This window comes from Streptomyces sp. NPDC057474 (assembly GCF_042802555.1).
Classification (GTDB): Bacteria; Actinomycetota; Actinomycetes; order Streptomycetales; family Streptomycetaceae; genus Streptomyces.
Genome location: NZ_JBHVDX010000123.1, coordinates 16,048 through 29,539 on the forward strand (window position 1 = coordinate 16,048; position 13,492 = coordinate 29,539).

The following is a 13,492-nucleotide window of genomic DNA, read 5'->3' on the forward strand; positions in this document are numbered from 1 at the left end:
AGATGACTACGTCCTCCGAGTACGCGGACTACCTGACCGGTGAACCGGTCGTCGACGGCAAGGCGCCCGAGGGCCCGGTCGCCGAGCGCTGGGACAAGCGCCGCTTCGAGGCCAGGCTGGTCAACCCCGCCAACCGCCGCAAGCACACCGTGATCGTCGTCGGCACGGGGCTCGCGGGTGGCTCGGCGGGTGCCACACTCGCCGAACAGGGCTACCACGTCGTCCAGTTCTGCTACCAGGACTCCCCGCGCCGCGCCCACTCGATCGCCGCGCAGGGCGGCATCAACGCCGCGAAGAACTACCGGAACGACGGCGACTCGGTCCACCGGCTGTTCTACGACACGGTCAAGGGCGGCGATTTCCGGGCGCGTGAGTCGAATGTGCATCGGCTCGCGCAGATCTCGGTGGAGATCATCGACCAGTGCGTCGCGCAGGGTGTGCCCTTCGCGCGGGAGTACGGCGGTCTGCTCGACACCCGTTCCTTCGGCGGCGTACAGGTGTCCCGGACCTTCTACGCCCGGGGACAGACAGGACAGCAGCTCCTCCTCGGCGCGTACCAGGCGCTGTCCCGGCAGATCGCCGCCGGGAACGTCGAGATGCATCCGCGCACCGAGATGCTGGACCTGATCGTGGTCGACGGGCGGGCACGCGGGATCGTGGCGCGGGATCTGATCACCGGTCGCATCGATACGTACTTCGCTGATGCCGTGGTGCTGGCGAGCGGTGGGTACGGGAATGTCTTCTACCTGTCGACCAACGCCATGAACTCCAATGCCACCGCCGTCTGGCGGGCGCATCGGCGGGGCGCGCTGTTCGCGAATCCGTGCTTCACGCAGATCCATCCGACGTGCATTCCGCGCACCGGCGACCACCAGTCCAAGCTGACGCTGATGAGCGAGTCGCTGCGCAACGACGGGCGGATCTGGGTGCCGAAGGCCCAGGGGGACACCCGCCCGGCCGGCAGGATCCCCGAGGACGAGCGCGACTACTACCTGGAGCGCATCTATCCCTCCTTCGGCAACCTGGTTCCGCGTGACATCGCCTCCCGCGCCGCGAAGAACGTCTGCGACGAAGGGCGGGGCGTCGGGCCCGGCGGGCAGGGCGTCTACCTGGACTTCGCCGACGCCATCGCGCGGATGGGGCGCAAGGCCGTCGAGGCCAAGTACGGCAACCTCTTCGACATGTACCAGAGGATCACCGACGAGGACCCGTACGAGGTGCCGATGCGGATCTACCCGGCCGTGCACTACACGATGGGCGGGCTGTGGGTGGACTACGACCTCCAGACCACCGTCCCCGGCCTGTTCGCGATCGGTGAGGCCAACTTCTCCGACCACGGGGCCAACCGGCTCGGCGCGTCCGCGTTGATGCAGGGCCTCGCCGACGGGTACTTCGTACTGCCGGCCACCATCAACGACTACCTGGCGCGGCATCCGAAGCAGAGTGGGGTCGGACCCGAACACCCCGCCGTCCAGGAGGTGTTGGCCGAGACCGAGGACCGGCTGAACCTGCTGCTCGCCGTCGACGGCGACCGTACGCCCGACTCCTTCCACCGTGAACTCGGTGAGCTGATGTGGGAGTTCTGCGGTATGGCCCGGACCGACAGCGGGCTGCGGAAGGCCCTGGAGCGGATTCCGCAGATCCGGGAGGAGTTCTGGCGACGGATCAAGGTCCCGGGGACGGGCGAGGAGTTCAACCAGTCCCTGGAGAAGGCCAACCGGATCGTCGACTACCTCGAACTCGCCGAGCTGATGTGCCTCGACGCGCTGCACCGGAGCGAGTCGTGCGGCGGTCACTACCGTGAGGAGTCCCAGACGGCCGACGGTGAGGCGGAGCGCCGGGACGAGGAGTTCTCGTACGCCGCCGCCTGGGAGTTCACGGGCACCGGAGCCGCCCCCGTGCTGCACAAGGAAGACCTGGTCTTCGAGTACGTCCACCCCACCCAGCGGAGCTACGCATGAAGCTCACCCTGCGCGTATGGCGGCAGCGGGCCGCCGACGCCGACGGCGCCATGTCCACGTACGAGGTCGACGACATCTCCCCCGACATGTCCTTCCTGGAGATGCTCGACACCCTCAACGAGGAACTCATCCTGCGCGGTGACGACCCGGTGGCCTTCGACCACGACTGCCGCGAGGGGATCTGCGGGGCGTGCTCCCTGGTCATCAACGGGGACGCGCACGGGCCGGAGCGGACGACGACCTGTCAGCTCCACATGCGGTCCTTCTCGGACGGCGACACGATCGATGTGGAGCCGTGGAGGGCGTCGGCGTTTCCGGTGGTCAAGGACCTGGTGGTGGACCGGACGGCGTTCGACCGGATCATCCAGGCCGGTGGGTACATCACGGCGCCGACCGGAGCCGCGCCGGAGGCGCACGCCACGGCTGTGCCGAAGCCGGATGCCGACTTCGCCTTTGAGCACGCCGAGTGCATCGGGTGCGGGGCGTGCGTGGCCGCGTGCCCGAACGGGGCGGCGATGTTGTTCACCTCGGCCAAGATCAACCATCTGAACGTGCTGCCGCAGGGGGCGCCCGAGCGGGAGACGCGGGTGCTGGACATGGTGGAGCAGATGGATGAGGAAGGGTTCGGGGGGTGCACGCTCGCGGGGGAGTGCGCCACGGCTTGCCCCAAGGGGATTCCCCTGGTGTCGATCACGAATATGAACAAGGAGTGGTTGCGGGCAACGCGGAAGGGCGGGAAGCGGTAGCGGGCCGCCGGCCGCTTCAGTGAACGTTCGCCGAGAAGTGCGGACGGGCGGGGCCGGGTGTGGTGCTCAACCCCGGCCCCGCCAAGGTTCCCTGGGCGGGTGGGGTCCGTCAGGACGGGATGGTCAGCGCCTCGTCCATCAGGGCGCGGAGCTTCTCGTCCTCGAGGACTGCCTGGTAGTCGGCACGCGGCGAGAGGCGGTGGTCCTGGTCCCGGAGGATGCGCAGGGCCGCTTCGGTGGCAGGGGTGAGTGTGCGGAAGCGGATGAGCGTGCGTAGGGCGTCGTGGAACGCGCCGTACCGGTCGCCACCGGCTGCGAACGCCAGGATCTCCTCCTCCAGGGCCGGCAGGGCGGGCCCTGGGTCGCCTGTGATCGACCACAGGGCGATCGCCGCCTGTGCCCTGAGCCAGCCCTCGTCCGCGGTCAGGGCGTAGCGCACCCGGTCCGTGTACGGCGCGGCCTCGGCGCCGAAGTCGGCGAGGCGGCCGACCATGCCGCTGGGGGGCTTCTCCCCTTCGGCCGACAGGGTTTCGCCGACGGCCCGCAGCGCCTCGGCCGGGTCGGCGCCGCCGATACGCCAGAGGGCCCAGTGCAGCATCGGGTGATTGTCCGGAGGTTCGAGGGACATGCGCTCGCGCAGGACGGGAGCGGCGGAGGCGGCGGCAGGGCCTATGGCCACCAGGGCCTCGGTGGCTGCGTACCAGCGGAAGCGGCTGGTCACGTAGGCCGTGATCTCCGGCAGGGCGGGCAGCGCGTCCGTCTCCCAGACTTTGAGGGTCGCCAGGAAGTCGGTCGTCAGGACGCCGGGTGCGCCCGGGTCGTTCAGGTTGCGGCGGAGTTCCTCGCGTATCGACGGCAGCAGGGTGCCCGCGTGGGCGCGGAGCGGGGCCAGGACGTCCACGATCTCGGGGCGGCGGGGTTCGCCACTGGAGTAGCTGCCGCCGTCGAGCCCGCGGAACGGTGCGCAGAGCCGGTCGACCAGGCCGGGCAGCGCCCGTGGATCGTCCATCCGGGTCAACGCCCAGCAGGCGTGTTCGCTGACGGCGCCCTCCAGCAATTCCGCCTCGCCCGAGTCGTCGAGCAGGCCGGCCAGTTGATCGGCGTACGCCGTGGCCCGGGGGCCCAGCGTGCCGAGGAGATGGGCCGCCCTGACGCGTACGGAGGGGTCCGGATGATGCAGCGCACCGCCCGCGAGTGGCAGCACCGCGGGTTCCACGGACCGGCGGGAGACCAGCATCAGGAGGCAGCGGTCCAGCACGGCCCGCAGCAGATCGGCGTCCTCGCCGGGGTCCGCCGCCGAGGACAGCCGGGTCAGGAACCTCAGCTGGGCGGGTGTGTCGTCGAACAGCGCGGCCGTCCAGTACGTGACGCTCTCGCGGTCGAAGGGGTATTCGCAGTGCGGCTCGTACCAGACGGTTCCCCAACGCGACCGTGCGGTGGGGTCGGTGAGCGCCGCCGACAGCAGGTCCAGTTCGCGGACCGGCACCTCGGTGTCCAGCTCCGCGTAGGCCTCCACCGCCGCGACCCGCAGGACGGGGTCGGGGTCCTCCAGCAACGCGTCCAGGACGGCACGGGTCTCGGTGACCATCGTGGTCTCGGCGTCGGGGGCCGTCGCGAGCCGGCCCAGCGTGAACAGCACCGGCAGCCGGACCGAGAGGTCCCGCTCTGCCCGCCACCGCTCCAGAAGCCGGCCGGGGCCGTCCGCCAGCGGGACGGCCTCCCGGCGTACCGCCGGATCGGGGTCGGCGAGCAGGGACTGCGCCGCGTGGTGGGCGTGTCGCCAGGCCTCGGACCAGCCCGGGTCGACCGACTCGGGCGAGGTTTTCTCCTGCACCTGGGACAGGAACGCGAGCAGTTCCACGAGGGGCGCGCGTGCACCCGTTCGGGGATCGGCGGCGAGCGCGACGACGAACGGCAGGGCGGCCGTGGCGACCGAGGAGATACCACGCTCCGACATCCCCAAGGCGTTGAAGAGTGGCCAGCAGTCGTTCTCGGTCGACTCCGGCCCCTTGCGGAACAGCCGGCGCAGCACCCGGCGCACTTCCTTGGGCGGGACATTCGGATCGATCGACTCCAGCCGGTCCCACGGCACCGTGTCCAGTGCCTCCGCCGACAGCTCCGCCACCCGTACGCCCCCGTTCGTCGATCGATTCGCCAATGAGACGGTTTTCCGGGCCGGGAGGTTGCCCCCGGTCACGGGCAGGTCACCGGCGTTCGCCGGTCACCGCCGCGACACCCGCTCGTCGACGGAGTCGGACGCCCCGGACACCTGGTCCGATCCGTTCAACCTCCGCACATCCGGGCTCTCGCAACCGGTCACGCGAGTGTCAGTCGACGTCGGAAGAACTAGGGCGGCGGACCGCACGTCCCCAGGTCCGCCCCTGACGCCGCCGAGTCGGCCCGTGACCAGGAGATGCCATGACCGCCTCCACCCTCGACAGCCCGCCCCAGTCGACGGCCCCTACCCGCTACACCGTCACCCTGGCCCGCAGCGAGGAGGACGTCCGCGCCGCCCAGCGGCTGCGGCACGATGTGTTCGCCGGGGAGATGGGCGCCCTGCTGGCGTCGCCGCAGCCGGGGCTGGACGTCGACCCCTTCGACGCCTACTGCGACCACCTGCTAGTCCGGGACACATTGACCGGACAGGTCGTCGGCACCTACCGGTTGCTGCCGCCCGAGCGGGCCGCGGTCGCCGGGCGGCTGTACTCCGAGGGCGAGTTCGACCTCGGCCCGCTCGACGCGATCCGCCCCTCGCTGGTGGAGGTCGGCCGGTCCTGCGTGCACCCCGACCACCGCGACGGCGCGGTGATCAGCCTGATCTGGGCCGGGATCGCCCGCTACATGGTCCAGGGCGGCCACGAGTGGCTGGCCGGCTGCTGCTCCATCCCGCTCGCCGACGGCGGGGCTCTCGCCGCGGGCACCTGGGACCGGGTGCGGGCCAAGAACCTGGCGCCGGAGGAGTTCCGGGTACGGCCGCTGCTGCCCTGGGTCCCGAAGGGCGAGGCCTCTCAGGACCGTACCGAGCTTCCGCCGCTGCTGCGCGGCTACCTGCGGCTCGGCGCCTGGGTCTGCGGCGAGCCCGCGCACGACCCGGACTTCGGGGTCGCGGACATGTACGTGCTGCTGTCGATGCGCCGGGTCAACGCCCGTTACCTGCGGCACTTCCTCTCCCTCGTACCGGCGGCGTGACCCGATGAGCGTGTGGCTGCCCAGCGCGCCCTGCAGCCCGCAGGCGTGCGTGGAGGCGAGCAGGTCGGTCGCCGCCGTGCCCCGGGCCGTCGCGCGGTTCGCGGCGGTCGTGGCCCTGGTCGCCCTCGGGGTCCTGGTGAGCGTCGTCGGCCTGCGGCTGCCGGCCGGTGTGGTGCGGCGATGGTGCCGGTGGACCGTACGGGCCTCGGGGGTCCGGGTACGGATCGCCGGCGCCGCCCCGCCCTCCGGCGGACTGCTGCTCGTCGCCAACCACGTCTCCTGGCTGGACATACCGCTGCTCGGCGCGGTGCGTCCGGCACGGATGCTCGCCAAGTCGGACATACGGACGTGGCCGGTGGTGGGCGCTCTCGTCGCGCGGAGCGGAGTGCTGTTCATCGAGCGGGACCGGATCCGCGCGCTGCCGGAGACGGTCACGCGCATCGCCGACGCCCTGCGCGGTGGTGCGGCCGTCGTCGCCTTCCCCGAGGGGAGCACCTGGTGCGGCCGCGCGCAGGGCCGCTTCCGGCGGGCCGTGTTCCAGGCCGCGCTCGACGCGGACGTGCCCGTGCAGCCGGTGCGCGTCCGCTACCGCTTCACCGAGGGCGGGGCGAGCACCGCGCCCGCCTACGTCGGGGACGATTCGCTGCTCACCTCGGTGTGGCGGGTCGTGTCGGCACGCGGAGTCGTCGCCGAGGTGGACGTACGGCCCGTCATCGGCCCGGCCGACCACCTCGACCGGCGGGCCCTGGCGGGCGCCGCGCAGACGGCGGTGATCGACGTGGCGGCCATGGTCGAGCACGTGCCGGCTGCGGGCGGCGGCTGCCGGGGCGGACGGCCGGGTTCCGCGAGAGGATTTCAGCCGAGGCCCGTGGCGGAGATCGGCCCCGGCCCACGATTGGGGATCAGCTGAGGCCCGCGAAGGAGGTCGGCGCCGGCCTGCGACTGCGGATCAGCTCAGGCCCGCGATCCGGGCCAGTCTCCGGTAGGAGTCCAGCAGGGCCTCGCGGTCGTACGTGCTCGTCGTGACCAGGATCTCCTGGGCACCCGTCTCCTTGATCACCGATTCCAGTTCGTGCGCGACCTGCTCCTCGGCGCCGTACACGTGGCCGGTCAGTCCGGACTCGTAGAAGCCCCGCTCCCTGGCCGTCATCGTCCGCCGCTCGACCTCCTCCGCCGGGGCGAGCGGCGGGAACGTGCCGTGGGTGCGGGAGTACGCCATGGCCCAGGCCTCCGGGAGGAGGACGCGGTGGGCGTGCTCCGGCGTGTCGGCGACGGCGATCGTGCCGGAGACGACGACGTACGGTTCCTCGGCCCAGGCGGAGGGGCGGAACCCGGCGCGGTAGCGGTCGATGCCCTGCTGCAGCTTGTCGCGGTTGCGGAGATCGCCGATCACCATCGGCAGGCCCGCCCGCGCGGCGATGTCGGCACCCTCGCCCATCGCGAGCACGAACGGGGGGACGGCCAGGCCCTCCGGGGGACGCGCGTGCACCCCGGTCGGGGACGTACCGCCGAACCAGCCGAGCAGTTCGTCGAGCTGTCCCGCGAAGTCGTCGGCATCCTCCTTGTCCCGGCCCAGCGCCCTGCGGACGCCGTCCGTGAAGCCGACGGAACGGCCGAGCCCCATGTCGATCCGCCCGGGGAACAGGGACTCCAGCACGCCGAACTGCTCGGCCACGACCAGCGGGCGGTGGTTGGGCAGCATGACCCCGCCGGTGCCCACCCGGATGGTGTGCGTGGCCGCGGCGACGGCTGCCGCCAGCACGGTCGGGGCGGAGCCGGCCACCCCCGGCACGCCGTGGTGTTCCGACACCCAGAACCGGTGGAAGCCGAGCTTTTCCGTTTCGCGCGCCAACTGCACGGTGTCCCGTAGTGCCTCGGGGGCGTCGTGGCCCTCCCGGAGGCGGGAGCGGTCGAGGACGGAGAAGCGGGTGGAGGAGAGTACGGAGGTCACGTGGGGTTCAACGTTCTGGGCGCGTGGGGATTCCCTGACGTTGCGGGTTGCGGCCTGCGGGTTCGTCGTGGTTGCTCGCGCAGTTCCCCGCGCCCCTGGAATGCAGGGGCTGCGCCCCTTGCGTTCCTCCTTTCGCCGCCTACGCGCCGAGCCGCGCCCGGAGGGATCCGGGCGCGGCTCGGTCGAGGTGTCGGTAGGACTCGGTGTCACTTGCGGCCGATGGTGATGCCCTTCGTCTTCGCGGCCGTCTTGTTCTCGTAGACGACCGTGGCGGTGGACTTCTTCCAGATCTTGATCTTGAAGGTGTCCGGGCCGTCGGTGGCGGTGATGCGGAAGGCGTAGCCGCTCTTGCCGTTGACCGTGCCGGAGCCCTGGTAGACGGCCTTGGAGCCGGTGACCACGAGCCAGTCGGAGCCGGTGGAGCGGAACTTCAACTTGCCCTGGGCGAAGTCGAGCGCGGCCTTCCCGGACGGCACCGTGTCGAGCTTGCCGTACTTGGCGGTGAAGGAGAAGGCCGTCTTGCCGGTCAGCTTGGGGCCTGCCGGGAAGGCCCCGGCGGGCGAGGTGAAGCTGCCGTTGCCGGTCGCGGAACCGGCCGCCCGGTCGTAGACGATCAGCTCGGGGAGCGTGCTGCTCACCGAGGCGCCGTCGTCGTCGGTGACGGTGATCACCGGGCGGAAGATGCCGGCCTTGCGGTAGGTGTGCTCGGCCTTGCAGCCGCCGGCGGTGACCTTGCCGGCCGTGGGCTTGGTGCCTTCCTTCCAGTCGACCTCGCACGTGTGCTTGTCGCGGGTGCCCGGGTCGGTGAACCTGGCCGTGACCGAGGTGCCCTTGCCCACCGCCACCGGGGACTTCGGCCCGGTCGCGGAGGTGATCTTCGGGGCCGCGTTGGCGACGGTCACGGTCGCCGAGTCGGTGCTGCGGCCGCCCGTCAGGGTGACCTCGTAGGTGCCGTTGTCGGTGCAGGTGAGGGTGGTCTTCGCGGACCTGGCGTCGGCGAAGACGCAGGGCGCGCCCTGCTCGGCCGTCCATGTGGCGGTGCCCGCACCCGAGAGCGTGCCGTTCAGCTCGATCTTGGCGCCCTCCTTGCCGGAGGCGTCCGGGCCGGCGCGGACGATGGTGACCGGGTCGATGCTCTCCAGGGTGGGGACGACCTTCTTCAGCAGGCCGTCGGCGTCGAACTCCAGCTTGTCGATGGTGGTTTCGCGGTGGGTGCCGTCACCGCCCGGGATGGCGAAGCGGTGGTAGGCGATGTACCAGTCGTCGGTGTTCGGGACGTGGACCACCGAGTGGTGGCCGGGGCCCTTGATGCCGAGCGAGAGGTCCTTCTCCAGGATCACGCCCTGCTTGGTCCAGGGACCGGTGGGCGAGGAGCCGGTGGCGTAGGCGACCCGGTAGTTCTCGTCACGTGTGTCGTTCTCCGACCACATGAAGTAGTAGGTGCCCTTGCGCTTGATGACGAAGGTGCCCTCGTTGTAGCCGCTCGGGGTGATGTCGGTGACCTTCGAGGCGTCGAAGGAGACCATGTCGTCGTTGAGCGGGACGACGTAGGCGCGGCCGTTGCCCCAGTAGAGGTACGACGTGCCGTCGTCGTCGGTGAAGACCGCCGGGTCGATCATCTGGCCCGTGTGGTCACCGGCCTTCAGCAGCGGCTTGCCCAGGGCGTCCTTGAACGGGCCGGTGGGCGAGTCGGAGACCGCGACACCGATGTTCGCGTCGGCGCAGAAGTAGAAGTAGTACTTGCCGTTCTTCTCCTCCATCGCCGGCGCCCAGGCCCTGCTGTCCGCCCAGGAGACGTCCGGACCCAGGTCCAGGATGACGCCGTGGTCCTTCCAGTTGACCAGGTCGGTCGAGGAGTAGGCCTTGAACTGCGTACCGCTCCAGCCCTCGAAGCCGTCGGTGGTCGGGTAGATGTAGAAGGTGTCACCGAAGCGGACGATGTTCGGGTCCGCGTTGAGGCCGGGCAGGACGGGGCTCTTCAGCTCCCGTGCCGTCACCGTCCAGGTGCGCTTCTTCCCGTCCGAACCGGTGACCTCGTACTTCACCGGCTCGCTGAAGTCCTGCACGCTGCCGGAGGCGGGGCTGATCGCCGCGCCGTGGGCGAGGGTGAACTCCGGCGCCAGCTTGGTGAGATCCGTGCCCGGCTTCATCGGCAGTGTGATCCTGCTGTCGGCGTCGCCGATGATCGCGTCGGTCTTCAGGTCCGGGTGGGTCACCTCGGCGATGCCCGTGGTGTTGCCGCTGATCTCCAGGACCTCGGCGGCCGTCAGGGCCCGGTTGTAGATCCGGAAGTCGTCGATTTCACCGCCGAAGTACGGGTCGGGGGAGTACATGGACCGGCCGATGTAGCCGCTGTAGTCCTTGTCCGCGTCGTACAGCTCGGAGGGCTTGACGACGACGTCGGTGGCGCGGGACACCTCGATGCCGTCCACGTAGAGGACCGCCGTCTTGGAGCCGGCGTCGATGGTGACGGTGACGTGCTTCCACTCGCCGACGGTGAGCCGCGCGCCCGACAGCTTCTTCTCCGCGCCCCAACTCGCCGCCGTAATGGCCGAGTAGAGGGACGAGGAACCGTTCGACGGGCTGGCGAACAGGTACTTGTTGCTGTCCGGGCCGAGGCCGAACAGCCACTGCCAGTTGTCGCCGCCCTTCCACTTCGCGTACGTGGAGACGGTGACGCTGTCGGCGTTCTTCAGCACGCCGCCCGGGATCTTGACGTACGGCGAGGTCGTGGAGCTGCTGGAACCGCCGGACATCTTGAACGAGCCGCCGTCGACGCCGGTGCCGAAGTCGGGCGTACGGACGTAGGTGCCGTGGTAGCCGTGGCCGCTGGAGTCACGGGCGATGTTGCCGCCGGTCTCGTCGAAGCCGTAGTGCAGCAGCAGGTCGGCCGGGACGTCCGCGCCCTCGGCGGAGACCGTGACCTCGGCGTTGACCTCGATCGCCGCGTCGCCCGGCAGGTCGCCCTTCACCGTGAAGGTGCCGGCCTGTGCGTACTGCGACTCGGCCACGTCCTCCCAGGTGACGGCGATGGGCCGCTTGGCGCCGTCGGCGAACTCCGCGATGACGGTGGCCGGCAGGACGGGGGCGTCACCGATGCGCGTCTCGACCTTCACGTCCTCGACGCTCGTGACGATCTGGTCCGGCTGGTAGGTCTTCAGCAGCCGGTCGTACTCGGCCTGGGTGACCGGGAGCACGGTGCCGTGCCGGGGCTTGGACGGCAGGTCGTAGTCGGTGGACGGGGTCCAGACGCCGGAGGCCAGGTCCGTCGTCTCGAAGGGGATGTAGCCGCGACCGCCGAACTCGTCGAGGAACGCGTACCACTTCTCCTCGGTGTTCGACTTGAACACCAGCGGCCCCTCGGCGGCGCTCATCTCGCCCTTGCCGATGCCTTCGGCGACGGCGGTCCAGGAGAGGTTCCGCAGCGAGTCGCTCTTCTCCTCGAAGATGAACTTGCTGTTGGGCGTGGAGGAGCTGTTGTTCCGCTCGTCCTTGGAGAGGCGGAAGTACTCGCCGTCGTGCTGGATGACCGTGGAGTCGATGACCGAGTAGCCGCGGTCGACCCAGACCTTGGGCTCGCTGAAGGTGTAGAAGTCACGGGTCGTCGCGTACATCATGCGGTTGTGCGTGTCGCCGGAGTGGGCCTCGTTGTCGTACAGCTTCGACGCCCAGAACACGACGTACTCGCCGAGCTTCTCGTCGTAGTACGCCTCGGGGGCCCAGGTGTTGCCGGCCGAGTCGGGAGAGACCTTGACCAGGCGCTGGTTGGTCCAGTTCACCAGGTCGGTGGACTCCCAGACCATGATGGACTTGCTGCCGGTGCGCTGGGAGGCGTCCCAGTCGCCGTTGCCGTAGATCCGCAGGTCGGTGGCGATCTGGTAGAACTTGTCGCCCTCGGGGGAGCGGATGATGAACGGGTCGCGCAGGCCCTTCTCGCCGAGCGTGGAGGTCAGGACGGGCTTGCCGTCGTTCAACTCCCGCCACTTCAGCGGGTCGTTGCCCTTGCTGAGAGCCGCGTAGAGCTGCTCGCCGTCCGAGGTGCCCTCGCCGGTGAAGTAGCTGAACATATAGCCCTTGAGGGCCTGCTTCTCGGGCAGCTCGGGGACCTTCGCGGTGAAGGCGCGGGTGGTCTTCGCGTCGCCCTTGGTGACGGTCGCGGTCAGCTCGACCGTGGTGGCGCCGTCGCCGTGCGCGGGACGGTGGACCACACCCGCGGCGGAGACGACGTCCGGCTTCGCGGAGGACCAGGCGACCTTCGTGCCCAAGGTGCCGTCGGTGGGGAGCGTGAGGTTGCCGCGGACGTCGTCGAGGTTGTGCACGGTCAGTGCCTCGGAGGCCTGCTTGACGGCGGTCGTGTCGTCGAAGGCGGGCAGGACCGTGACCTCGAAGGTCTTGGTGGCGCTCACGGAACCCTTCTTCAGGGTCGCCGTGAGGGTGGCGTGGCCGTCCGGCTCGCCGGCGGCGGGGCGGGTCACCGCGCCGGAGTCCGAGACCACGTCGGTGTTGTCGCTCTCCCAGCTGATGGCCGAGCCGCCGGCCGTGCCGGTCTTCGGCAGGTCCAGGTCGGCGGTCACCCCACTGGTGTCGCCCAGGCTGAGGGCCGCCTTGTCGTCGGCGACGCCCTGCTCGGCCACGGGGAGCGAGAGCTGCTCGACCTCGGAGCCGGCGAGGGCCCGGTTGTAGACCCGGAAGTCGCGGATCTTGCCCTTGAAGAGCTTGTCGCTGGTGTAGACCGACTTGCCTATGTAGTTGGCGGTCGTGGTGCCCGAGCCGATGGAACCCGGGGTGATGGTGACCGATGTGTTGCGGCCGACCTCCACACCGTCCTCGTACAGCACGGCCGAGTTGCCGGTCTGGGTGTAGGTGAGCTGCTTCCACACCGAGCGGGTCAGGTTGTGCGAGTCGGAGGGCCGCGTGTTCTGCTCGGTCGACCAGTTGCCGGACGCGATGGAGGTGCGCAGCGAGTTGCCGGTGGCGAAGAAGTAGCCGTTGCCCGCGCCGCTGCTGGTGTTGCCGAAGCCGTAGATGAAATACGGGGTGGTCTGCGACTCGTCCATCAGCACGTCCATGGAGACGCTGATCGAGTCCATGCCCTTCATGACGTCGTTCGGCACCTTGACGTAGGTGTCCGAACCGTTGAAGGCGAGGCCCTGGCCGTTGCCCGTCCAGCCGGCGGTGCCGTTGACCGTGCCGTCCCGGCCGTTGCCGGAGGCGTCGGTGACCGCGGTGCCGGAGGCGGCATCGAGCTTGTACCAGAGGGCCAGGCCGTCAGTGATGTCGGCGCTGTCCGCGGCGGCCGGAGCGGCGGGCCCGGCGAGGCCCAGGAGCAGTGACGCGGCGGTCAGTCCGGCGAGCGGACCCGCCCAGCGTCTCGCGCGGCCGCGCAGACGTGCGATGTACGTCATGTCGAGTATCCCTGCTGAGAGCACGGCTGATGAAGGGGTGGCGAAGGCAACGGAAAGGCAACGGGCAGGCAACGGGAAGGGAACGGGAAGCGGGTCGAATAGGGGCGGGAACCCTCGCCCTGGGCGTCCCGCTGTTTCGGCCTTGTGACGTCGTGTTGCGAGAGTGTCAATCGGCGTGTGGTGAGGCGTCAAGAGGTTTCGAACAATGTCCGGCTGGTCGAACGCGTAGCCCCCGTTGCC

7 protein-coding genes are annotated in these 13,492 nt (G+C 70.1%); 4 read left to right on the top strand and 3 right to left on the bottom strand.

Features of this window, described 5'->3' with window-relative positions:
• Nucleotides 1-2: 2 nt before the first annotated feature.
• Nucleotides 3-1,961, top strand: a complete 1,959-nt coding sequence (locus tag ACFU53_RS28935) for a fumarate reductase/succinate dehydrogenase flavoprotein subunit (RefSeq protein WP_383998538.1) — start codon at nt 3-5, stop codon at nt 1,959-1,961.
• The gene (locus ACFU53_RS28940) at nt 1,958-2,707 is read left to right on the top strand and encodes a succinate dehydrogenase/fumarate reductase iron-sulfur subunit (RefSeq protein ID WP_383998541.1); all 750 of its coding nucleotides are present in this window, start codon (nt 1,958-1,960) and stop codon (nt 2,705-2,707) included. Before ACFU53_RS28935 ends, ACFU53_RS28940 begins: the two co-directional genes overlap by 4 nt.
• A 109-nt stretch (nt 2,708-2,816) precedes the next feature.
• On the opposite strand, the gene ACFU53_RS28945 is transcribed toward ACFU53_RS28940, so the two are convergent.
• On the bottom strand, nt 2,817-4,865 hold the full coding sequence (locus ACFU53_RS28945; protein WP_383998544.1) for a HEAT repeat domain-containing protein: 2,049 nt from the start codon (nt 4,863-4,865) through the stop codon (nt 2,817-2,819).
• Nucleotides 4,866-5,125: 260 nt separating this feature from the next.
• Between ACFU53_RS28945 and ACFU53_RS28950 the strand changes: the two genes are divergently transcribed.
• On the top strand, nt 5,126-5,896 hold the full coding sequence (locus tag ACFU53_RS28950; RefSeq protein ID WP_383998547.1) for a GNAT family N-acetyltransferase: 771 nt from the start codon (nt 5,126-5,128) through the stop codon (nt 5,894-5,896).
• Between the two features lie 4 nt (nt 5,897-5,900).
• Nucleotides 5,901-6,806: a lysophospholipid acyltransferase family protein gene (locus ACFU53_RS28955; protein WP_383998550.1), complete on the top strand. Its 906-nt coding sequence runs from the start codon at nt 5,901-5,903 to the stop codon at nt 6,804-6,806.
• Between the two features lie 39 nt (nt 6,807-6,845).
• On the opposite strand, the gene ACFU53_RS28960 is transcribed toward ACFU53_RS28955, so the two are convergent.
• Nucleotides 6,846-7,847 (bottom strand): LLM class flavin-dependent oxidoreductase, encoded by a 1,002-nt coding sequence (locus ACFU53_RS28960; RefSeq protein ID WP_383998553.1) that lies wholly within the window; start codon nt 7,845-7,847, stop codon nt 6,846-6,848.
• Nucleotides 7,848-8,053: 206 nt separating this feature from the next.
• Nucleotides 8,054-13,252, bottom strand: coding sequence for a family 43 glycosylhydrolase (locus ACFU53_RS28965; protein WP_383998556.1), 5,199 nt, complete (start codon nt 13,250-13,252; stop codon nt 8,054-8,056).
• Nucleotides 13,253-13,492 lie beyond the last annotated feature (240 nt).

Excerpts from the sequence above, each read along its gene's own strand:
- ACFU53_RS28935 (WP_383998538.1), top strand. The coding sequence starts at position 3 with ATGACTACGTCCTCCGAGTACGCGGACTACCTGACCGGTGAACCGGTC.
- ACFU53_RS28940 (WP_383998541.1), top strand. The coding sequence starts at position 1,958 with ATGAAGCTCACCCTGCGCGTATGGCGGCAGCGGGCCGCCGACGCCGAC.
- ACFU53_RS28950 (WP_383998547.1), top strand. The coding sequence starts at position 5,126 with ATGACCGCCTCCACCCTCGACAGCCCGCCCCAGTCGACGGCCCCTACC.
- ACFU53_RS28955 (WP_383998550.1), top strand. The coding sequence starts at position 5,901 with ATGAGCGTGTGGCTGCCCAGCGCGCCCTGCAGCCCGCAGGCGTGCGTG.
- ACFU53_RS28965 (WP_383998556.1), bottom strand. The coding sequence starts at position 13,252 with ATGACGTACATCGCACGTCTGCGCGGCCGCGCGAGACGCTGGGCGGGT.